Annotated in this window: 24 protein-coding genes; 15 read left to right on the top strand and 9 right to left on the bottom strand. The window is 44.7% G+C overall.

Going from position 1 to position 20900, the window contains the following annotated elements:
- Both BUB73_RS06935 and BUB73_RS06930 read left to right on the top strand, forming a co-directional pair.
- Positions 1-204: transposase (locus tag BUB73_RS06935; protein WP_139258420.1), on the top strand; the 204-nt coding region annotated here is incomplete at its 5' end.
- A 182-nt stretch (positions 205-386) separates the two neighbouring features.
- Positions 387-2108 (top strand): beta-galactosidase, encoded by a 1722-nt coding sequence (locus tag BUB73_RS06930; protein WP_073284654.1) that lies wholly within the window; start codon positions 387-389, stop codon positions 2106-2108.
- Between the two features lie 178 nt (positions 2109-2286).
- On the opposite strand, the gene trpA is transcribed toward BUB73_RS06930, so the two are convergent.
- Positions 2287-3030: a tryptophan synthase subunit alpha gene (gene trpA / locus BUB73_RS06925; RefSeq protein ID WP_249269479.1), complete on the bottom strand. Its 744-nt coding sequence runs from the start codon at positions 3028-3030 to the stop codon at positions 2287-2289.
- Between the two features lie 119 nt (positions 3031-3149).
- On the bottom strand, positions 3150-4430 hold the full coding sequence (gene trpB / locus BUB73_RS06920) for a tryptophan synthase subunit beta (RefSeq protein ID WP_073284652.1): 1281 nt from the start codon (positions 4428-4430) through the stop codon (positions 3150-3152).
- A 444-nt stretch (positions 4431-4874) separates the two neighbouring features.
- Between trpB and BUB73_RS06915 the strand changes: the two genes are divergently transcribed.
- Together BUB73_RS06915 and BUB73_RS06910 are read left to right on the top strand one after the other, a co-directional pair.
- Entirely contained in the window at positions 4875-5162 is a 288-nt protein-coding gene (locus BUB73_RS06915; protein WP_073284649.1) for a nucleotidyltransferase family protein, read from the top strand.
- On the top strand, positions 5149-5568 hold the full coding sequence (locus BUB73_RS06910; protein ID WP_073284646.1) for an HI0074 family nucleotidyltransferase substrate-binding subunit: 420 nt from the start codon (positions 5149-5151) through the stop codon (positions 5566-5568). The genes BUB73_RS06915 and BUB73_RS06910 overlap by 14 nt, the downstream gene beginning before the upstream one ends.
- Positions 5569-6594: 1026 nt before the next feature.
- Here BUB73_RS06910 and BUB73_RS06905 read toward each other — a convergent pair.
- The gene (locus BUB73_RS06905) at positions 6595-6816 is read right to left on the bottom strand and encodes a hypothetical protein (RefSeq protein WP_073284643.1); all 222 of its coding nucleotides are present in this window, start codon (positions 6814-6816) and stop codon (positions 6595-6597) included.
- A 94-nt stretch (positions 6817-6910) separates the two neighbouring features.
- Positions 6911-8233 (bottom strand): ATP-binding protein, encoded by a 1323-nt coding sequence (locus BUB73_RS06900; RefSeq protein WP_073284641.1) that lies wholly within the window; start codon positions 8231-8233, stop codon positions 6911-6913.
- A gap of 687 nt (positions 8234-8920) precedes the next feature.
- Between BUB73_RS06900 and BUB73_RS06890 the strand changes: the two genes are divergently transcribed.
- Positions 8921-9739: a hypothetical protein gene (locus BUB73_RS06890; RefSeq protein WP_073284636.1), complete on the top strand. Its 819-nt coding sequence runs from the start codon at positions 8921-8923 to the stop codon at positions 9737-9739.
- Between the two features lie 764 nt (positions 9740-10503).
- Positions 10504-10737: a DUF7675 family protein gene (locus BUB73_RS06880; RefSeq protein ID WP_073284630.1), complete on the top strand. Its 234-nt coding sequence runs from the start codon at positions 10504-10506 to the stop codon at positions 10735-10737.
- 846 nt (positions 10738-11583) lie between these two features.
- Here the strand turns inward: BUB73_RS06880 and BUB73_RS16615 are convergent.
- Complete coding sequence (locus BUB73_RS16615; RefSeq protein WP_083539678.1) at positions 11584-11733, bottom strand: YkvA family protein; 150 nt, start codon at positions 11731-11733, stop codon at positions 11584-11586.
- Between the two features lie 173 nt (positions 11734-11906).
- On the opposite strand from BUB73_RS16615, the gene BUB73_RS06870 reads away from it, so the two are divergent.
- From BUB73_RS06870 to BUB73_RS06845, 6 genes are all read left to right on the top strand, one after another.
- Positions 11907-12257, top strand: coding sequence for a contractile injection system sheath initiator (locus BUB73_RS06870; RefSeq protein WP_073284627.1), 351 nt, complete (start codon positions 11907-11909; stop codon positions 12255-12257).
- A gap of 2 nt (positions 12258-12259) precedes the next feature.
- On the top strand, positions 12260-12451 hold the full coding sequence (locus BUB73_RS06865) for a hypothetical protein (RefSeq protein WP_073284624.1): 192 nt from the start codon (positions 12260-12262) through the stop codon (positions 12449-12451).
- A gap of 270 nt (positions 12452-12721) precedes the next feature.
- Positions 12722-13012: a type II toxin-antitoxin system RelB/DinJ family antitoxin gene (locus BUB73_RS06860; protein WP_073284621.1), complete on the top strand. Its 291-nt coding sequence runs from the start codon at positions 12722-12724 to the stop codon at positions 13010-13012.
- A complete protein-coding gene (locus BUB73_RS06855; RefSeq protein WP_073284618.1) occupies positions 13009-13410 on the top strand; it encodes a type II toxin-antitoxin system tRNA(fMet)-specific endonuclease VapC in 402 nt (133 codons plus the stop codon). Before BUB73_RS06860 ends, BUB73_RS06855 begins: the two co-directional genes overlap by 4 nt.
- Positions 13411-13453: 43 nt before the next feature.
- The gene (locus BUB73_RS06850) at positions 13454-14281 is read left to right on the top strand and encodes an FISUMP domain-containing protein (protein WP_073284616.1); all 828 of its coding nucleotides are present in this window, start codon (positions 13454-13456) and stop codon (positions 14279-14281) included.
- A 115-nt stretch (positions 14282-14396) separates the two neighbouring features.
- Positions 14397-14816, top strand: coding sequence for a DUF1810 domain-containing protein (locus BUB73_RS06845; protein WP_073284614.1), 420 nt, complete (start codon positions 14397-14399; stop codon positions 14814-14816).
- A gap of 65 nt (positions 14817-14881) precedes the next feature.
- Here BUB73_RS06845 and BUB73_RS06840 read toward each other — a convergent pair whose 3' ends face one another.
- Entirely contained in the window at positions 14882-15334 is a 453-nt protein-coding gene (locus BUB73_RS06840) for a hypothetical protein (RefSeq protein ID WP_088666778.1), read from the bottom strand.
- 311 nt (positions 15335-15645) lie between these two features.
- Here BUB73_RS06840 and BUB73_RS06835 point away from each other — a divergent pair, with 311 nt between their 5' ends.
- Positions 15646-16908, top strand: coding sequence for an ATP-binding protein (locus BUB73_RS06835; RefSeq protein WP_073284609.1), 1263 nt, complete (start codon positions 15646-15648; stop codon positions 16906-16908).
- Positions 16909-16995: 87 nt separating this feature from the next.
- Here the strand turns inward: BUB73_RS06835 and BUB73_RS06830 are convergent, their stop codons facing one another.
- On the bottom strand, positions 16996-17574 hold the full coding sequence (locus tag BUB73_RS06830; RefSeq protein WP_073284605.1) for a hypothetical protein: 579 nt from the start codon (positions 17572-17574) through the stop codon (positions 16996-16998).
- On the bottom strand, positions 17571-18059 hold the full coding sequence (locus BUB73_RS06825) for a hypothetical protein (protein ID WP_139259139.1): 489 nt from the start codon (positions 18057-18059) through the stop codon (positions 17571-17573). The genes BUB73_RS06830 and BUB73_RS06825 overlap by 4 nt, the downstream gene beginning before the upstream one ends.
- Positions 18060-18208: 149 nt before the next feature.
- Here BUB73_RS06825 and BUB73_RS06820 point away from each other — a divergent pair, with 149 nt between their 5' ends.
- Together BUB73_RS06820 and BUB73_RS06815 are read left to right on the top strand one after the other, a co-directional pair.
- The gene (locus BUB73_RS06820) at positions 18209-18532 is read left to right on the top strand and encodes a type II toxin-antitoxin system RelB/DinJ family antitoxin (RefSeq protein ID WP_073157981.1); all 324 of its coding nucleotides are present in this window, start codon (positions 18209-18211) and stop codon (positions 18530-18532) included.
- Positions 18517-19104, top strand: coding sequence for a PIN domain-containing protein (locus BUB73_RS06815; RefSeq protein ID WP_073157984.1), 588 nt, complete (start codon positions 18517-18519; stop codon positions 19102-19104). Before BUB73_RS06820 ends, BUB73_RS06815 begins: the two co-directional genes overlap by 16 nt.
- Before the next feature lie 104 nt (positions 19105-19208).
- Here BUB73_RS06815 and BUB73_RS06810 read toward each other — a convergent pair whose 3' ends face one another.
- Positions 19209-20819, bottom strand: coding sequence for a bifunctional indole-3-glycerol phosphate synthase/phosphoribosylanthranilate isomerase (locus BUB73_RS06810; RefSeq protein ID WP_073284599.1), 1611 nt, complete (start codon positions 20817-20819; stop codon positions 19209-19211).
- Positions 20820-20900: the final 81 nt, after the last annotated feature.

Below are 20900 nucleotides of genomic sequence, written 5' to 3'. Positions count from 1 at the left end.
CTCAACACAATCAGGCTGGGCGTGTCAAACGCAAGGATCGAGGCGACGAACAACAAGATAAAGCTACTGATACGGACTGCCTATGGCTTCAGGAACATGAACAACATGCTGTCGCTGATAATGTTGAGCTGTTCCTATGTAGATGTAAAGATTGCCTACGAATGGGAATCGGAATCGAGAGAATCATCTAGCAAGGCTGCCTAAATGCTTCCACACATGTTGATGATGCCTCAAAAAATCTCGTGATTGTGCAGGGGCGGCCTGCTTTAATTTACGGCGACAAATTTAGAAAAAAGGTTGGTCCGCCGTGTAAACGATTTCTTGCTTCGGGATAAAGCTTTTTTAAAAGAAAACAATCTATATTCATTGCGGCATAAGAGGATTAGATGAAGCGTTCTATTTTGTTTGGTGTGGTGGCCTCTGCGGTCATAGGCTTGAATTTAGGGGCCTGTAGTGATGATGACGTCAGTACGGGTATTGCTAACGAAATTTCCAGTTCGTCGGAGGATGCGGCTAATGAAATGCCTGCGGGTACTTCTGCGCTGATTCCCGAAGATACAATATCCAATGTTTCTGCCGATACCGCGTTGACTGTTCCTGCAGATTCCTCGACGGTTCCCGTTGACACCTCTGCGATGGTGCCTGCAGACACGACGATAGTGCCCACAGATTCCGCGGCGGTACCTACTGATTCCATGACGATCGCTCCCGCGGATACGGCAAAAATTTCTTATGTACTTAAACCGTATGACGGACCATTAGCTAACCCCCATAAGGGCTTTACCGTTCCTGTGGGCGGCACCTGGACTTTTGTCCCGGAATTTGAATATGGTCCCTATGGTGAATTGAACAATCGTGCCTGGGATTTGATCACTTATGGCTCCGGCTATTTCCAGTGGGATTCGCTGAACCCTGGCGAAGGTGTGTACAATTGGGCTCCTGTAGAAAAAATCCTGGAGGCTTGTCAAAAGAATGGTTTGACGTATGCGCTCCGCGTTCTGCCTTATACGCCGTCCTTTATTAAGGGTAATGATACTCCCGAAGAAAAATACGACTGGACTCCCAAATGGGTTTATGAAAAGGGCGCAAAAAAGATTACCGCAAAAACTTTGAAGGAAGGTTACGACGCCACCGTTCCTGTTTGGGATGATTCCATTTACTTGCAGGCCGCCAAGGATTTTGGAACCGCGTTGGCTGAAAAGTATGATGGGGATCCCCGCCTGGAATACATTGATATCCGTTCCTTTGGGGAATGGGGCGAGTGGCATGCTTCCCATTTGGTGGGGAGCGAAATGCCTTCTGCCGAAATCGAGAAGGACATGCTGAAACATTACGCCTCCGTTTTCAAGAAAACCTTGATTGTACTGCCTTCCAATGGTTCCGGCGATGTGTATACGTATGCGCTGAGCCTGGGCATCGCCAAACGTGATGACGGTTTTATCGGAACTCCCGGAAGGGCTGATTCCCTGGTACGTTGCTACAAGGCGGGGCTTCCCACAATTGCGGAAAACTTGGGTGGCTATAAGACCATGCTCACGTATAACGACGTCATTCCTGGCGGTTATTTGAAGTGGACGCCGCAGCGTTGGGTGGATGCCATTACTACCGCACACCTGACCTACTACGTGCTGGATCAGGATAGCGATGATGGCTACTATTTCTACAAGGATAACAAGGCGCTGGCGGATTCCATGACCCATGTTATCGGTTATAATTTTACGATCGCCAAGGCGGAACTGCTAACCGTAACCGAAGCGACGGTGACTACAAATAAGTTAAATATTGCGGTGAGGAATTCCGGTGTGGCTCCCTGTTTCTTTGACGTGTATCTGGTGGCTGAATTTGTGGATGGCGAGGGAACGTCCCTGGCGCAGATTGGCAAGACCGTCCATATTCCCAAGAAAACGTTCAAGGATGGCATGACTCAGGAATTCTCTTTCACCCATGAAGTTCCTGCAAGGCAGACCAATGTGGCGGCTTTGCCTGGCGTAACTATAGCCTTGTCCATTTATGAAAGCGAAGAGGCTTATAAGAAGGGCGAAAATCCAACCGTCCGATTTGATAATGAAGGCCTTCAGGAAAACAGGAAACTGTATTTAAAACTGTAGGGGAGTCGGATATTTCTCTATAGATAGGATCCAGGGTTGTTGCCTTGGATTTTTCTATATGCAACAGAGTGTTTGAAAAGCCCAAGGTTCTTCACCTTGGACTTTTCATTTGTGTTTTAGGCTAGATTGCCATGCTTCGCTCGCAATGACAACTGCCTAACGATTTTGCTTGGCGGAATTACAAGCCGGAAAGTTCGCGGGCCTTGGCTTCAACGCCTGCGATATCCTTGGAATCCTTCAGCATGATGTTCACGAATACGGAACCTGCCACCACTGCATGCACGTGCTTGCAGAGAACCTTGGACTGTTCGCCGGTACGGATGCCGAAGCCGCCCAGAACCTTGGCGCCGCCCTTGCCCACGGTATCCAGGAAGTCCAGGGTTGCCTGGTCGATGACCGTCTGGGAACCGGTGGTACCTGCGCGGAGTGCTGCGTAGATGTAGGTGAAGCCCTTGGAGGCCATTTCTTCCAGGCGAGCCTGGGTCATAGAAGGAGCTGCCACGGGGATGTTTTCCATGCCGTACTTCTTGCAAGCGGCGGTGAGGCCTTCGTCGTTATCGAAGGGAAGGTCCGGAATGATGCAAGCGCTAACGCCTGCGTCCTTGCACATCTTCACGAAGTTTTCGACACCGGGGGTAAATGCCAGGGAGCCGTAGGTCATGATGTAGATGGGAATGTCCGGATGCATGTCGTGAATCTTCTTCACGATTTCAAGACCCTGCTTGGTGGAGTAGCCCTTTTCCAAAGCCACGGTAGAAGCGGTCTGGATAGCGGGACCGTCGGCGCTAGGATCGCTGAAGGCCAACTGAATTTCGAGAATGGAGGCGCCGCCCTTTACCAGAGCGTCTGCAATTGCCACAGAAGTTTCTCCATCAGGGAAACCGGCAATCAAATGGGACATTAAACGGATTGGTGCGTTCATAAAAATTAGTGGTTAGTGGTTAGTGATTAGTGGTTAGTGGCTTGTGGTTAGAGGTTAGTTTTATAATCGCGGCGCAGCCGCCTTATTTTCACTGCTTACTAACCACTGTTTACTAATCACTACTTATTCATAATTTCTGCGTCGTGGATATCTTCATTGTTTTCGAGGCGCTTCAGTTCTGCGGCCAGGAATTCCTTCCACTTTTCGGGGCGGAACACGGGGCTGGTAATGAAGATGTCCTTGTCGCCACGGCCACTCATGTTGATGATGATTGCCTTATCCTTGGGATAATCCTTGGCGATCTTCATGGCGGCGGCACCGGCGTGGGAACTTTCAAGAGCGAAGAGGATGCCTTCGTTCTTGGCGAAGAAGTTCACTGCTTCCAAAGCTTCCTTGTCCAGGATGCTGGTGAATTCCACGCGGCCACATTCGCCGAGGGCGGCAAGCTGCGGGCCAATGCCCATGTAGTCAAGACCTGCGGAAATGGAGCGGGTGGGCTGGGACTGACCATCGTCATCTACCAGGAACTTGCTCTTGTAACCCTGAACGATGCCCACCTTGGCAGCATTGCCCACCATGCGGGCTGCGTTTTCGCCCAGTTTCGGGCCTACGCCACCGGCTTCTGCGCCGATAAGACGAACGTTCGGATTTTCGATAAACGGAGTGAATACGCCGATGGAGTTGGAACCACCGCCTACGCAAGCCACGATGGCTGCAATGTCGATGTTGCGTTCTGCAGCCTGGCGCTTAACTTCTTCACCGATGATGCTCTGGAAAGTACGGACGATATCGGGGAACGGTGCGGGGCCGAGGGCGGAACCCAGAACATAGTGGGTGGTGGCGAAGTTGGTTGCCCAGTCGCGCATGGCTTCGTTTACCGCATCCTTCAAGGTGCGGCTACCGCTGGTGACAGGCACCACCTTGGCGCCGTAAAGTTCCATGGTGGCAACGTTGGGCTGCTGACGACGAACATCCACTTCGCCCATGTAAACGATACATTCAAGACCCAGCTTTGCGCAAGCTGCTGCAGTGGCGAGACCATGCTGACCAGCGCCGGTTTCTGCGATAATGCGGGTCTTGCCCATCTTCTTTGCCAAGAGGCACTGACCGATGGCGTTGTTAATCTTGTGGGCTCCTGTGTTGGCAAGACCTTCCAGCTTGATGTAGATCTGTGCGCCGCCCAAAAGCTTTGTTGCGGTAGGGGCATAGTACAGCGGAGTTTCGCGGCCGATGTAGTCGCGCTGGATAATGCGCAATTCTTCCAGGAATTCCGGATCCTTGATGTACTTGTTGAAGGCTTCTTCAAGATCGTCCAGAGGGCGACGGATGATTTCGGCTACATACTTGCCGCCGAACTTGTCGAAAAAGCCATTATCTGATTCTACCAGAGATTTTGCCATATGTGGTCCTTTTGTCTCTTGTTCGTCACCCTGAGTGGAACTGCTGAAGCTCATTCCTCAGAGTGTCATCCTGAGTGGAGGCGAAGCCGTAGCGAAGGATCTAGAATCGTCAACCTCGCGGGCACGCTGCGCTCAAAATGAAATTTTGTTTTAAACGCCGTAAAAATAGCTTTTTAGGCGCAGGTCCTGGATTACCTGGAGAATTCTAAATGTCTTTGGGGAAAAATAAAAGCCTCCAGGGAGTCTGGAAGCCTTTTGCCTTGATCAACTATACTCGCAAAAACCAGACTCTATGTTAGAGCCCGCGCCACCATCGGCCGTCAAAGTTTTCGCAAAGTACGTTAATCATCTTCATGTGCCAAAATTTATGAATATCCCCAAAAATTGGCAAGGGAACGGTGGCGAAAATGATGAAAAAGACGTAAGTTTTGTTATATTGATGGTATGATCAACATTCCCGAAAAATTGCAGCAGCAAATCGTTCAGTTCGCAAAGAAGTGTGAACTGAGTCGTGTGGTGCTGTTTGGTTCCCGCGCCCGCGGCACCAATCGGGATCGTAGTGATGTTGACCTAGCTGTATTCGGCAAGAATGTTTCTGATTTTCAGTACATGCTTGAAGACGAAGCCGACTCGCTTTTGTCCTTCGATGTTATTGATATGGGGACAGTTGTATCCCAGAAGTTGAAACAGAATATCGAACGTGAGGGAGAGTGCCTTTATGCAGAAGTTTGATAATTTCAAAAACTGTTTTGATGTTCTGAAAAAGTCTGAAAAGGCAAAAGCTTTGGCGGATGAAATTTATAGAACAGGTGTGATTGGCCAGTTTGGTTTGGCTTTTGAGTTGGCCTGGAAAACCCTTCAAGAGTTGATGCGAGCGCATGGAATCGAGGAGGCCGAGAATGGATCTCCTCGAGAAATTCTCCGTGCCGGATTTAAGTACGGATTCCTGAATGATGAATCGGTATGGCTTCAGATGTTGAAGGATCGCAATTCCGCAACGCACATTTACGATGAAGAAGCATTTAATGCTGTTTTGGACCGCGTCTATTCAAGTTATATTAACTTGTTCGATAACTTCAAGACGACCTTGGAATCTAAGATTTCTGTACTAGAGAACTCTGCCGAAAATAAGCTGTAGTTTTTTGCTGGGTTCAAAAAGAACCCTATAAGATGAAAAACGGCACCCCCTTGTAGGATGCAGCGACACACTCAACGGTAGAACCGTCTACCTGGATAGATACTTTCTGTAGAGAGTCAATATAAGCCAAAACAAGCCGCCATGTTTAACGATTTCTTCGTCAAACATACGATTTACCGTGGCAAAATGTTAGTAAAATGTCACATTTAAAAATGGAACGATGTCTCTAGTAAACCAATCGTTCTCCATTGACGAAGGAAAACGGAGAGACCATTTTACACATTCATAGAAAAAAACGAAAGACAGCAATGTCAAAACGAACACCACATACTTATTCCTAAATAAGTGAACAAAACCAAAGAATATAGCAGACACCAAACCCGTAACCATTGGCAAAGCCAACGGAAGTACCATAATCAATGCTATTTCTATTAAGAATTCCATATATACCCTATGTGAATATATACAAAATCAATAAAAATATCCATCTTTTTAAAAAGATGGAACAATCATATTCCCATACAAAGCATCTTTGTAACCATTTTGGCTTACTTCGTTTTCCCCTGGTTCAAAAAGAACCCCTATAAGATCAAGACTGCTTATCAGAAGGCTTTGAAGACGGCGAAGTGATGTTCAATTGCACGGCTATTGCGCCTGCTATGTAAAAAACTGTTGAAAGCAGTGGGACAAATATTGCTGAATCGTAAAATATAGTACAATAGCCGTTCATTTTTATTGTTGTGCAATAATGCCAGCCGATGGCGTAAAAACCCCAATACAAGCAGAAGAATGTAATCTGCTTCAGTATGATATCCAGGATTTTTGCTTTCTGCTTTTCCATACGATAAATATACACTCTTTTTAACCAAATGGTTAAACTAAAAGTTAATCAAGGTTAAATGTTTAAGTTTTCCCCTGGTTCAAAAAGAACCCCTATAAGATAAAATGAAATCCTGGATTGCAGACATAGTACAAAAATAGCCCCTCCGGATTTCAGGAAGGGCTGATAGCTAAATTCTTGTGGATTTAGTAATCTTCGCCGAGGTACTTTTCAAAACGCTTGTCATCAAAGCCATCGCCGATGTCCACCTTGTCGTTGTGATGCTTATTCCAGGATTTTCCCATTAAAACAAAAATATCCCAGTCGCACCAATCAACGAGTCTCGGCTTTATAGTAACCGGATTTTTCTTGACAGAATTAACAACCTTGATAATGTCGTTTTCATCTTTTTCGTAAACTTCGGCCATATTAGCCCTCCAAAGTACACTCTAATATAAGAATTCCGTTTGAGTCACGTTCTTCTATTATTCTTAAGTTTTCTCCCAGGTTCAAAAAGAACCCTTATGAAACAAGCTCCATCACCCTAAAGCTTTCGTAAAGCGGCAACATCAAGGTTTCGGTTTCTTCGACACTAGTGGTTCCAGCATTTTTCATGGAAAGTTTTAGACCTTTTTTCGGTTTGAATTTTTTGCAGAACTGGTTGTAGCTTTTGGCCTTAGTGTGCTTTTCGGCTTTGACTTCTACTGGAATCAGTTCATTCCTGACTTCAAGGAGAAAGTCCAGTTCGGCTGTGTTTTCTGAACGCCAGAAATAAGGATGAAAGTTCTGTTTTAGAAGTTCGTTTAGAACAAAGTTTTCTGTAAGCGCACCCTTGAAGGTGGCGTAAAGAGGTGTCTCGTTAAGGATTGTCTGCGGGTCCAGACCGGATTTTACACGAAGCAAACCTACATCGCTCATATAGACTTTGAAGATCGATCCTTCTGCGTTGTTTGAAAGCGGGAGTTCCGCGTTGGTAACGCACTCGAGCTTATGCAACAGACCTGCGCTGAAAAACCATTGCAAAGCGTCTTCCAGATCTGCAGCTCGCTTGCCCGCCTTGACATGGGAGAAGACAAACTTGTTGTTGTCCTTTGCAAGTTGCTTTGGCACGGAATCCCAAATCAGGTGTAGCTTTGGAACATCGTGAATGGGGGCATGCTTTGAAAAGTCGTCGCTGTAATCCTGCAGGATGTTGGAAAGAACCTGGCTGACTGCTTCAAAGTCGTGGGTTTCAAAAAAGGTGGCTACGGCTTCGGGCATCCCTCCGACAATATAATAGTAGCGCAACAACTTTTCGAGAGGCTCTGCGAAAACAGTTCGCAGCGGTTCAAAAGCTTCAGTGGACTTGGCCGCCTGCAAAAGAGTCTCGCCGTTTTCGCTAGCCATAACGAATTCCTCGAAACTCATGGGGAACATTTGCAGGCGTTCCACCTTGCCGACGGGGAATGAAATTTCTTGTTGCCGGATGACGACTCCGAGAAGTGAACCCGCGGCAATCACATGGAGTTCCGGCATGTTTTCGCAGAAGTATTTTAGGCTGGTGATGGCCTTGGGGCAAGCCTGGATTTCATCAAAGAAAAGCAGGGTTTTGCCCGCTTCGATTTTTTGACCGGAATAAAGGGTAAGCTCGCGAACGATGCGCTTGACATCCAGATCGTAATCGAAAATGGATTTCAGGGCTTCGTTCCCTTCAAAATTGATGTAGGCGAAATTTGCAAATTCCTGCGTTCCAAATTCCTTGATGGCGTATGTTTTTCCGCACTGTCTAGCGCCGGTTATTACCAGTGGCTTTCGCTTGGCTTTGTTTTTCCAATCTAAAAGTTGTTTGCTGATGGATCTCTTCATAGTACTGAAAATACATTTTTCCTATGAATTTTGCAAATGTTACTGCGTTTTTTATATGAATAATGCGAAAATGACGCATTTTTGATTGTAGATTTTGCTTTTCGTTTTCCCCTGGTTCAAAAAGAATCCCTATAAGATTTGACTTTCCCTAAAAAAGAGTTATATTTGTATTGAACTTGTTATGGTAGTCCACCCTGATGATTAACAAGAGTCCCGGATGCAGGTGAGATGCGCCGGCGCCTTTTTTTGCATTGCTCAGCGGCAATGCTTTTTTTACATCGGGCTTCCCTTTGGTGTTTTCCCCTGGTTCAAAAAGAACCCCTATAAGATTAAAAGACGCGAATTTCTCCACGCCTACGCTGTCGTTCCTGGGCCATACCCACGCAACAGCTGCAACTGATGCTCCTGCACCTCCCAGCCCTTATTCGCCGCCAAAGCCATAATGGGATTGACAATTATTGGTTAAAGAGGTATATTATTGACACACCGGTTGCGTTAGCCATTCCCTGATAAACAACCGGCGTCACGTAAGGAATGGAATTCGTGAGAGCCTTTACAAGCCCCTTCTTTTGAAGGGGCTTATTTATTTCCAGAATTCAAAAAACATTCCAACAGAATCAAGCAAGTCATTATTTGTCACAAAAAAATATATGTTAATCAAGCGACCGTCCAGCAAAGGAGTTCATCATGCAGAAAAAAATCGAAGGAAAAATCTTTGAAGAACGATTCGTTATTAACAATGGTTGTGATATATACGACCACTGTGTATTTTTGGACGAAGTTGTTATTGATGGACCAGCATCGCCAACTTTTCTTAAATGCACTTTTTGTTATGAGGGAGTCTCTATTCAAAATGGCGGCAAAGGCCTCTTTGTTGAGAGAGACGAAAAAGAAGAAGAATTTTTTAAAGTTCGCATCGACGGAAAGGATTCTTTTGGTGATTTTAGAGATATTCTGATCGAAGGCCTTGACGAGGTAAGCCTCAACATATCCAATGGAGGATCAGGCAATTTCTCAAACTGTCGCTTATCTTCCGATGGCGCAAATGATCCCATTTGTGCATATATCGACGAAGGTTCAAGCGCTAACTTTTCAAAATGTGCATTTTGTTGCATACCAAACGATGGCGTCATAATTGGAAAGGAATCTTTCGCAACTTTTGATCATTGTCTTTTCAGCAACTTTTACACTATCGACGAATTTCATCCTGTTGGCCCAGTTACCTTATTGGATAATATCGTTGAAAAAACAATCTTTACAAAATGTCGCTTTTTTGGTTCAGACGAACAGGGGCGTTTCACATTCTGCATTGGAGGAAAAGGAGACGCAAATTTTCACTCTTGCAACTTCTTTTTTCCTAAAGGCGCAATCATCCTCGACAAACCCCACGAATCTAAATCAGTTTACAAGAACTGCAGGTTTAACACAGAATTTCCCCTCAGCAAAAACCAAGTTGATTGCAGCTATGAACCCAACGCCAAAGAAGACGACTTTTTAATTGTATAAGGACAAAAGATTTCCCTAATCTCAAAAAATACCGATTTAAACAAAAAAAGACGCTCCATCAAGAACGTCTTTTATAATAAAGTGAAGAACGTAAGACAAGGCGGCGAACTCTTGCATACGGTACTGTGGCTTCGTTCAAAAAGCTTAGCTTCCGAAGTGGTAAACCTCTTTCCACTAACTCATACGTTCTTCAACCATCAACATACCTCTTTTCTTAGAGAAATGCAAATGGTCTCTACAGAAATTGACGAAAAAAAGGTGAAAATCACCCTAAGATTTACCTAAGCATCAAAACAACCTAAATAAAACTTGATATTCTCCGAATAAAGCGGTATATTGAAGGTGTAGAATGTTTCTAGTAAGTGTCAAGTCCGAAACACTTGGTCACGTGCCGAAAGGTAACGCACTTTATGGCGAGGTAACGGGCCGCCAGAACATTCTACTTTTTTATTCTGATTTACCTAGGCGTCAAAAACAACCTAAATAAAACTCTGGCATGGGGTATTGACAATTATTGGTTAAAGAGGTATATTGGGAGTGCTTGAAGGTTTTAGGGCTGCAACCCGTTGTAAGACTGGAAAGGGGACGGTACTCTTGCAGGAGGCCGTCCTCGACCATTTATGGGGCTTTGAAAATTTTAACACCTTCAATCATTGATTCATCTTTTGTTGAAGCTATAGCAGTCCAAATCTTAAAGATTTACCTAGGCGTCAAAACAGCCCTTATAAAACTGAAAAGAGGTATATTATGGGGAGAGGTTAAGTATGATTACGGTTGACAAAGAGACGAGAAAGTTCGAGTTTTATAAGGAAAAAGAGGACGATAAAATATGGTGGGTTGACTACATTGATTTTTTGGGGAATTATGCTGTATCTTTTGATAAAAAAAAGATTCTGTTTTTATTCGGTGACTATCCGAAGAATTTTACCAAAGAGGAAAAAGATTTGTTTGATAAGGAAAATCCTTATTGGGCAAACTTTTTCCGCAACAAGAAATAGATGCTGTTTACTACATATTCGTGTTAAACAATCCTAACAACTCCCTGAATTTTGGAGAGTTTTTCAGATTTATCCAGGTTCAAAAACAGCCCCTATAAAACATAAAGAAAACAAACCCTTGTTTAATGCGGGTTTGCTAGGCATTTAACGTTAAAAAAACATAAAAAAATAAAAAGACGCTCCATCAAGAACGTCTTTTATAATAAAGTGAAGAACGTAAGACAAGGCGGCGAACTCTTGCATACGGTACTGTGGCTTCGTTCAAAAAGCTTAGCTTCCGAAGTGGTAAACCTCTTTCCACTAACTCAATACGTTCTTCAACCATCAACATACCTCTTTTCTTAGAGAAATGCAAATGGTCACTACAGAAATTGACGACAAAAAGGTGAAAATCACCCTAAGATTTACCTAAGCATCAAAACAACCTAAATAAAACAAAATAGGACATGCAGGTGGCCCGTTACCTCACCATAAGAATCTCCTTCAACTGAAGGCTAATCCAAAGCGTTTCGGACTTTACGCTTACTTGCATATCCTATACCACTAATATACCTCTTTCCTTGGAGAAAATCAAGATTTATCCAGGTTCAAAAACAGCTCCTATAAAACATAAAGAAAGCGAAACCCTTGTTTAATGCGGGTTTGCTAGGCATTTAACGTTAAAAAAAACATTAAAAAAACAAAAAGACGCTCCATCAAGAACGTCTTTTATAATAAAGTGAAGAACGTAAGGCAGGGCGGTAAACTCCTGCATACAGGCACTTGCTTTCAAGAAGTAGTTGGCTCAAGTGGATAACCTCGTCCCACTAACTCAGTACGTTCTTCATCCTTAATATATATTTTTTTCTACGCTTTCGCTATAATAGCTAATGCAGTCAAAATCACCCCCACATCATCCGCCCAGCCAACAACTGGAACGACATCGGGAATTATGTCTACCGGGGAAATTCCGTATGCGGCAGCTCCAATGGCGACTAATAACTTGAAGAATCCCATATTCAATCCTCTAATTTTTCGTAATTATTTTGGTAATTTTTCATCCACCATCCAAATGTAAACAAAAAAAAACATTGTCAAGTCCTTTTTGAATTTTTCTCAAATTTTGGTCTCTTTTGGCATAGTTTGGCGCTCCATTGGGGGGCGCCTTTTTCGTGCCTAATTTAGGGGGAATGAATGAATTGGCCCTCAACAGTTCCCACGACATTTTCCTGCAAGGAGACCATATCTGCCGCATTTCGCGTATGCAGAAGCGCGTCCAGCAGGCGGTTCACAGTCTTTTAAGGACGGAAGAAGGCGAAGCGTTCACAAACCGAGAGCATGGCGTTCCCTGGCTTGAAAAGGTCGCGGGGCTTCCCATGAACCATCTTGACGTCGCCCAGAAAATACTCCGCGAGAAGATCGAAAAGGTCGATGGCGTCAAGGAGGTGGTCTCCATAGAAATCAAGGCAGACGGAAGAAACATTTCCGGAAAGTTCAGCGTCCGAAGCAAGGACGATGAAAACATCATCGGAGCGTTTTAGATATGGCAATAGGCGCAGTCGCAATCGACAGCAATTCCGGAATTTCCATCAAGAGCTTTCGCGAAATACGCCAGGCCATAGCCACAGCCTTTGTGGAAGTCTTTGGCGCTGGCATTAACCTTGACCCCAGCGCACCCGATGGGATGCTTGTGGACTTACTCGGTTTTCCCCTGGTTCAAAAAGAACCCCTATAAGATTTCCTTTGGAAGGATTCAATCCCTCAAATGAATTGTTTCTCCCGAAAAAATCTTTCTTGAATGTCAAAATTTGTCCTTATAGAAATCTATCTTTTCTAACGAAACATCGCGCTTGTATAAAATCCTGAATAGAAGCTTGTAGCGCGAAAGGAGTAAGAATGCCTAATTACGCCAAATGTGGTCACTTGTGTGAATACATTTTAATTGAATGTATTGCAAATGTAAATACAAAGAGTTATATTCTGGGGGTGTAATATGGAGGTTGTCATGTCCGCATCTACCACAGTCACCTTTAGGATCGATCCCGAAGTCAAGAAGGGGGCGGAACAGGTTTTTGATTCCCTGGGAATGAACCTTTCTGTCGGTATCAACATGTTTCTGCGTCAGGTCGTGCGGGAACAGAAATACCCTTGCGCCCTGGATCTGGATATTGCGCAGTCCGCCAAAAGCACCTACACATCCAGCTTCTGGGATTTGTTTGGCGCAGGTAAGGACTTGGACATCGATGTACCCGAAGAATTGGATTCTTCCCTAGATGCTTCCAGGGAGGAACTGTGAAATACTTCCTGGACACAAACATCATTGTCTATGCCGTAAAGGGAATGTTCCCGGAAATTCGAAAGCATTTTGAACGAGTCCCATCTACATCCATTGTGGTTCCGTCTGTTGTCTGCGCGGAGCTTGAATATGGCGCGCGGAAAAGCAACAATTACGAAAGGACCATTGCCCTGTACAATTCGTTCCTGCGGGAATTTCAAGTCGTGCCCTTCTCAAAATCCGAGGCTGCAGCGTATGGTGAAATCAGGCGTCAGCTTGAAACCGCCGGCGCACCCATTGGTCCCAACGATTTGCTTATTGCGGCAAGTGCCTTTAATGGTGGTTGCCTCGTGACCCACAACGTGAAGGAATTCTCACGCATTGATGGCCTTGTCATCGAAGACTGGACCATGGGGTGAGTTATCTTTCTTCTTTTCTAATAAAAGGTATTTTTGCAGTAGAATGAAACGCTATAATTTTTTTGAAAAATATTCTACCCTGAGTAAATCGGTTTTGACTCTGGCTTTGGGGTTCTTCGTTGCTTGCTCCGATTCGGGAACTTCTTCCGATGAAAATGGAGGCTCAACTTCTGGAAACACAAATGGTGGGTCTTGCAAGGAATTGGCAAAGGAATGCCCTTTATCTCTTGACGAAAATTCCATTTGCGATAGCCGTGATGGACAGGTGTACAAGACTGTAAAAATTGGCGATCAGGTTTGGCTTGCTGAGAATATGAATTTCTGCACTACAGAAAGCTGGTGCTATGATGGTCGCGAAAAGAATTGCCAAAAATATGGTCGTCTGTATAGCTGGTCTGCAGCCATGGGCCTCGATAAATCCTACCAGCAAAAATACGCGAACTTGACAGGAAATGTCCAGGGCGCATGTCCAGAAGGGTTCCATGTTGCAAGTGTCGATGACTGGAATGAGCTGGAAGCTTTTGCAAAAACAGAAGCTAAGGCAAGCCAATCCGATGTCGGTGCACTTCTTCGTTCTAACACCAATGACTGGCAGGTTGAATACAATGATGTGTTCGGCGAAATGGGTGGCCCGGGCAATGATGGGTTGGGCTTTGGCGCGCTCCCCGCAGGCGAGAAATGGTCTAGGGAATACAAGGATTTAGGTACTGTCGCCTATTTCTGGACTGCCAATGAGGATACAAACGAGCCTCCCATTGGAAGCCCGTCCAAAGCACTCATCCGCTCTCTGAAAAAGAACATCAATGATGTAGTGGGTTTTGGCTCGCTGTTGAAGGATGAGGGCCTTTCCCTTCGTTGTGTAAAGGATTGATACTTCTCCAAGAAAGTTTTGGTGGAGGCAGGGATTGTCAAATGTCTATCCGTCGGGAAAATTGAACCCAGATATCTCCCTGGTAAACTGTATAAAGTAGAGTAGTTTTATCAATATGAGTTTTGATTTGCAAAGGTTTAAAGACGCCCAGGAATCCGATTATCCAGTTGCGTTGAACGAAATTAAGGCTGGCTGCAAAGAAAGCCATTGGATTTGGTACATCTTTCCTCAACTGAAGGAGCTTGGATATAGCCCAACGGCAAAATACTACGGATTGACGAAGGATGAGGCCAGGGCTTACATTGCAGATGATGTTTTAAGGACTCGCCTTGTTGAAATTTCAGAGGCGTTGCTGGCGTTGGAAAATAACAATGCAACAGAAGTCATGGGGTATCCCGACGACTTGAAACTAAAATCGTGCATGACTCTGTTCATGGAAGTGGCGCCTGAAATTGAAGTCTTCGGCAAGGTCCTTGAGAAATTCTTTTCCGGAGAAAAGGACTCCAGAACTTTGGAACTGCTGGCTATAAGATAAATTGCGGAAAAATGTTAATGAATCTACGGCTCCAAGAATCCACAAAAGATTAATATGCTGCTATGCTATTGATTTTTCTGTGTGTATCCGATAATTGGGTACACGCATTTTTTATTGTTCTTTGTATTGGGCTTGATTTTGACATTGGCCTGTTCAAGGTAGTCAATCAGAATATCGGATGTGTATGAATATGTGACATTCTCGTCGGTACGCATGGCAAGGTTCATTCCGATGATGTGACCATTATAGTAGAGTGGACCGCCGGAAATGCCGTGTTTACCCTTTACGCTGATGGAATACACGTAATCAAACGGCATTCGAGAGTCGTAATCAGAAACAGGTCCGGAGACTCTGTATTTATCCAGTTTTCCTTTCCCTGGTACATTGCCATACATTTCGACGATTTCCCCGTCCTTGGCGAAAATAGGGGCAATCTGACAAGCTTTTAGATGTATTGAATCCGGTACGGTTACGATTGCGAGGTCTACCATTTCCTCTTCCTGCCTTGACTGGACCATTAGTCTGAGGCTTACGTAGGAACCGTTTACGATGGTCTTCCCGGAGTCCGTACCGAAGACTCCGTGGGATGTTGTGATGATTCATTGACTGCGATTCCATTAGATACGAGGTCGGCGCGGCTAACGGAAGCAAGAAATGCGATAAAAAGGAATATGTACCAGAATGTGGTTGTCAAAGAGCTGTCATTAAACATGGTGGCGTTCTCCTTGACTATAATATCGGCATACATTCAGGGATTGTCAAATGGATCGCAGAAATTCTACTGAAAACTTTTGTATATTTTGGAAAAAGTTTTCAGTAGAGGTTTTGAGTGATTTTAAGAGAAAAGTACATTGTTCCGATTCGTGACTTTTATAAATCTGATTTGATTAAGATTATCACAGGGATTCGCCGCTGCGGAAAGTCTGTGATTCTTAAGCAAGTTATGGATGAAATTTCAGTCAAGTCATCCAACTTGATTTATCTTAATTTTGAAAACGCAGTCAATGTTCCGGACATAAAGAACGGCAATGACTTGATTGATTACGTTCTGAAAAAGAAAAAACGCGGGCTTTGCTATGTTTTTCTGGATGAAGTGCAAACCATCGATGGATGGCAACTTGCGTGCAAGACATTGCGTCTGAATCAATGCTCCGTATTCATTACAGGTTCAAATTCAAAACTTCTTTCAAGCGAATTTACCAAGGAACTAAGCGGCCGTTATGTTTCATTCCGGATTCGTCCCTTTGTTTACAAGGAAATTTTAAAGATTGCCAAGGAAAAGAGGAAAAAGGTTCCCATTTCCGATTACTTGATTTGGGGTGGTTTCCCGAATCGATTCTATATGAAGAATCAAGAGGCTCAAGACTTATATCTTAATGACCTTAAGGAAACTATTGTCGTTAATGACCTGGTAAACCGCTACGGCATCAGAAAACGCTCACTCTTTGAAAGCCTTGTTACTTTTATACTGCATTCCAATAGTCGCATTTTCTCGGCCAAGGCGATTCGTGATTACGTGAAACAGGAACATGATAAGTGCTCTGTCAACACAATTATGAAATACCTTGCCTATTTAAAGGAGGCTTACGTCATTTGCGGATTGCCGCAATACTCCACCAAGGTCAAGCGTGAACTTTCTTTCTACGAGAAAATCTACAATGAAGATGTTGCCCTCAATTCTATCCATGCCTCCGCGGGTCGTTACGACATTACCCACAACCTGGAGAACATTGTCTACAATGAACTAATCTATATGGGCTACGAATTGTTTGTGTACAACAACAAGGGAAAAGAAATTGATTTCCTTGCCCAAAAGGGTAACAAAAGATACTTGATACAAGTTGCCTACAGCGTCGCCGAGGAAAAGGCCTACGCAAGGGAATTTGATGCGTTCAATGGCGTAGAAGGGGATTTCCAGAAAATCATCATCACCAATGATGACGTGGACTACTCTTCAAGTACAGTAAGACATATCATGCTCAAGGATTTCTTGGTTATGGAATCTTTGGAAGTAACGCCCAAAGCAACGACCTTGGCAGAGGCGCAAGCTGCTTACAATGTGTGGCTGCAATACAAAAAAGAACATCCCTAGAATGGAATGTCCTTTTAACGAGTAAAAATTCCTACTGAAAACTTTTACTTATTTTGGAAAAAGTTTTCAGTAGAGAAAATGCTGTTTTTATAAATCTAAGTATTTATATTTTTCTGTTTCTCGGCATTTGGGATTGTCTTTAAATATCGTAAACCATTCATTCTCTGGCTGGCGGTTGTCTGGCATGTGAATATAAATTCGTGAAACCGAGGTTCCGATATAATTGTTTAAGCACAATTCTTGCTTTCCATTCCAAAAGGCTTTAAAGGAAACGATATCCCCTTTCTTTATCGTATATTCGATATTCAAGGTTTGGTAAGGAACTCCTTTATTGTACCACACGATTTCGGTTGCCGGGTCGAATTCGTCTATAAGAACTTCGTAAGAGGGTATTGGATTCATAAAGTCGAATCCTCCCGTTTTTAATGCATATCTATAATCAATATAATATTCGTAAGGAACGACGCTTTTGACAGGAGTATTTTTGTAAGCGACAATCTGGAAATCCTTTGGGGACACTCCTTCAGGAAAATCACCGACTACAACAAAAAACGGCTCAATCTCAATTTTTGGGGGTAGCCTATCTACATAGGACGATGAATCTGAGCTGAAGATCCCTCCACAAGAAGCAAGAAGAAATAGTGCTAATAAGAGTAAGGCTTTCATTTTACTTCAACCACCCATTCATCTCGTGATTTCAGAAAAGTTACATGCGTTGTTTTGTCAAGAATGTTCTTTACAACGAACTCTTTTTTTTCTGCATCGCAATATGCTTGTATTCCCCGATGGGCTACTCCCTCTCTGTACCAAATTACATAATAGTTGTAACCGCGATATCCTTCCCAAAGTTCATCGGGATCGCATGTCATTCGCCCGTACCGTGTAAATTGGATTTGCCTTACATTTTTATAAATCGTTGCGTTATGCCATTCCACATCCTTGTCGCTTAGAGGACAATCCCCAGGGCAGTCCCTTTGTGCATAAACAACGACGGATTCTTTTTCTATGGTTGCATTTTTCGGCAGGGATTCGTTAATGCGGATTAGGTGTGATGGAGGCAGACAACCCATCAGGCTAAAACAGAGGAACATCCATAAAAGCGGTGGTATGAATTTTGGCATGTTGATGTTTTTAATTAAGCGGCGAAGCAACTCTTATAAAACTAGAAATTTTCAATATGGTTTAAGAATAGGTGCGTTTTTTTTTGCCTTTTTTATACTGCGATAAAAATAAGTGCTTTATGATTACAATACATTGACAAATGTATGCTATTATCATATATTCTATAATGAGGTTAAATATGGCGACGTCGTTATTACAAATTCGAATGGATGAAGATTTGAAAAACCAGGCCGCAGAATTGTTCGAAAGTCTCGGCATGGACATCCCTACTGCAATTCGTGTATTTTTCAAGCGAGCCCTTGTTGAAAAAGGATTGCCCTTTGATGTCAAAACCACTTCGTCAAAAGAGGCTGATGATCCAATGGGGCTTTTGTCTTCACTTCAGGCGTTGAATGCTAATGCTCAAAAAAATGGGACTATAGGCATGAGCGAAGAAGAAATTGAGGAAGAAATCAAGCAGATGCATGCTGAAAGAAGGAAGAAAAAATGCTCTACGCGGTAATAGACACCAATGTTCTTGTATCTGCAGCTTTAGCGAGAAATCAAATAGAATCTGTTCCTTATTTGATTTTGTTGGAAATTTTGAAAAAATCTTTTATCCCTATAGTTGATGAATCGATCGTTGAAGAATATAAAGAAGTTTTGTTTAGAACGAAATTTGGCTTTATTCACAAAGAAGCAGAAAATGTAATTGAAATCATCTTAAAGAATGCGCTCAAGGTTTCCATTCCATCGACCGGGAAGATTTTACCGGATATGGATGACGTCATCTTTTATGATGTTGCTTTTGCCAATCAGGACAAGGGTGCTTACATCGTAACCGGAAATACAAAGCATTTCCCTGATTGCGAATTTGCAGTAACTCCAAGGACTTTTTTGAACATGATTAATCCAACTATTCCATTGGTGGTAAACGACAACGGTGCTATTTACGATCCGACAGGATTGCTAGCGGCCTTCAAGGCTGCAAATGAAAATGCTCTTCGCAATGGTACTGCCGGCATGAGTGAGGAAGAAATCGAAGCCGAAATCAAGCTTATGCACGAAGAACGGAGACGGAAAAGAAACGGTTAGTTTTCAAAATACGGCAGTGCGGATTAACATGCGTTAGAAAAATGAGAAAACTCCGGAGTTGTGATTTCTGGAGTTTGAATTTTTTGAATGCTTATTGAGAATTCTTACAAGCTGTTGATTGCTTCGAACAGCTGCATCATCTTTTCTGCGTTCTTGATGCCTGGTGCGTCTTCTACGCCGCTGGAAACATCGATAAGTTCCGGGGAGAACTTTGCGCAAATGTCGCCGATGTTCTCGGGAGTGATGCCGCCGGCGAGCCAGAAGGGTGTTTCGCCTGCTTTTTCGCGAAGCAGTTCTTCAGGAATGCGCTGGCCGGATCCGCCGGGGATGCCTTCTACCTTGGCGTCCAGAAGAACGCGGGGTTCGCCGTGCTTGCGGATGGCGGCGAAGTTTTCGAAGTCTTCTGCGGAACCGATGCGAAGGGCGTTGTAGCAGGGGAGGGCTGGAGATTGGGCGGCGCTTGCACCTTCTGCGGGAATTGCGTCAAATGCGGGTGCTGCAAATCCGTGGAACTGCACTGCGTCCAGAATGCCTTCGGCGGCAAGCTTAATGGCTGTTTTGCCTTCTTCTGTGGTGGTCTCGGTAATGACGCCGATAAACAGGGGGCAGGTGCGGCCTTCTGCGGCGTATTCGTTACGGAGCAGTTGGGTAAAGTTACGAACGAAGGTTTCGTTGGTGAGACGCTTGGTATTGCTGAAAACAAAGCCCAGCATGTCGGCGCCCATTTCGGCGGCGGCAAAACCGTCTTCTTCGCGGGTGATGCCGCAAATCTTGACCATGGGAATCTTGTGGGCAGCACTTTCTGCGGCGGCGCTTTCCATACCTGCGTCTGCCATAGCTGCGGCGTAGGCGGCGCGTTTGGCGTCACGGCGTTCTGCAAAGGTTTTCCAGAAGTCACCGCGGCGGTTATCTTCTGCGGTGCCAAATGCGGCAACCAGCTTGGCGGCCAGCGGCGGGTTCTTTGCCACGGCTTCGCCAACGAGAATTCCCTTGAAGCCCAGACTGCGGGCGAATGCGGCATCGGCAGGAGTGTGTACGCCGCTTTCAAAGACGGCCTTTGCCGGCAACTTGTTGCGGATAGCCGCAGGAACCATGGGGTCGATGTGGAAGGTTGCCAAGTCTCGGCTGTTTACGCCTGCGACGATGGTCTTTTCTACGCTTTCGCCCAAGGCTTCCAGCACCAAGTTCAACTTTCTCAAATCATCCGGTTCACGGACTTCCACGAAGGCCTGCATCTCGAAACTTTGGGCACGGCGAGCCATCTTCAAAAGCTGTTCGTCATCCAGGATGCGGGCAATCAAGAGAACCGCGTCGGCACCGCAGCGGTAGGCGATGTCGATTTCATCTTCGAACAGCAAGAAGTCCTTACGGAGCACGGCGCACTTCTTGGTGCCATCTCCATTATCCACGGCCTTGGCCACCGCAATCAGGTCTGCCAAAGTTCCCTTGAAGTAGTTGGTTTCCGTAAGCACAGAAATTGCCTGTGCGCCGGCGGCGGCGTAGGTGCGTGCCAAATCCGCAGGAACCAAGTCCGGGGCAATGTCCCCCTTGGAGGGCGAAGCTCGCTTGACCTCGAGAATAGGTCCCGGACGGCCGAGGAATTCGCAGCGGCCCACGGTACGCTTTTCAGGAATGTCAAAGCCAAAGGTGAGACCAAGGCGTTCAATGTCTGCACGTCTCTTGTCAACAATCTTCTTTAAAATATCTTCGCTCATTTATAGGTTCCAGGTTCGAGGCTCCAGGTACGAGGTTTGATGCTCGAAGTGCTGGGCGCGGGGCTTGAAATTTTACCTGCA

The organism is Fibrobacter sp. UWH6, from assembly GCF_900142465.1.
Classification (GTDB): Bacteria; Fibrobacterota; Fibrobacteria; order Fibrobacterales; family Fibrobacteraceae; genus Fibrobacter.
The sequence above is the reverse complement of the archived record's forward strand: the minus strand, read 5'-3'. Positions and strand labels throughout refer to the sequence as shown.